Raw genomic sequence first — 807 nt, 5'->3', positions numbered from 1 at the left:
CGTGACGGCTGGAAAGAAGACAGTGGCTACCATCGGCGCAGCCTTGCCGAGAACATGATGTTTCGCCTCAAGCAACTGGGCGACCGGCTGTTCTCGAGAACCTTCGAGCGTCAGGTGGCCGAGGCTCATGTCCGGGTGGTCATCCTTAACGGCTTCACCTACCTGGGCATGCCGCGATCGGTCCGGGCTGGGCAAATTGCGCCTGCTGCATGAAGCGGACCGGGGAAAGGGGCGAATCATGCCGAAATCTCAGAATCTAGGCCATTGTTATATAAGCGTTTGTTAATAGTGCACCAACGCCGCAAAGAACACTCTTCTCTGCGCATCGAAACAACCACAGAGATTCTGGTTCTTGACAGCAAACGAGTATCCATCGAGCAGATCAGCATCGGAAAGTGTTGTGCCAATGCGTTCGTTACGGAACACGAGCGAGGTGCCGATGATACGGAAGGCATCAAAGGGAACTAGGCTACCCGGGACTACGTCCATTTTAAGTTTTACTGAGGCACCAGAGAGCACTGCCTGATATTTCAATTTAGCCCCTTCTGCTGGCGCTGGCTTTCCGTTCGCGCTCGTTGAGTAAGCCCTCAATTCCACCGAGGACTAGTAGCATGGATAAGTTAGCTAGGGTCTCTCCGCTTAGGACGGCCGCGACGACGCTGCCAATGAACCCCGTGCCGATCATTGTCTGAAGCACGCGTTTCGTCGGGAAGCCTAGAGTCATGTCGTTATACACAACTCACGCCGTCTCATCGCGTAGCGCCTGTATGGTGGCGGCGGCATCCATGACGCGCTGCAAGCCCAGCC

1 protein-coding gene and 1 pseudogene are annotated in these 807 nt (G+C 55.4%); one reads left to right on the top strand and one right to left on the bottom strand.

The window, feature by feature from the left end; all coding sequences use genetic code 11:
* Nucleotides 1–213 (top strand): annotated as a pseudogene (locus tag M622_RS39200) (IS5/IS1182 family transposase); the annotation flags it as partial.
* Between the two features lie 69 nt (nt 214–282).
* Here the strand turns inward: M622_RS39200 and M622_RS39195 are convergent.
* Entirely contained in the window at nt 283–534 is a 252-nt protein-coding gene (locus tag M622_RS39195; RefSeq protein ID WP_157282163.1) for a hypothetical protein, read from the bottom strand.
* Between the last annotated feature and the right edge of the window lie 273 nt (nt 535–807).

It is taken from the genome of Thauera terpenica 58Eu (assembly GCF_000443165.1).
Lineage (GTDB): Bacteria > Pseudomonadota > Gammaproteobacteria > Burkholderiales > Rhodocyclaceae > Thauera > Thauera terpenica.
The sequence above is the reverse complement of the archived record's forward strand: the minus strand, read 5'-3'. Positions and strand labels throughout refer to the sequence as shown.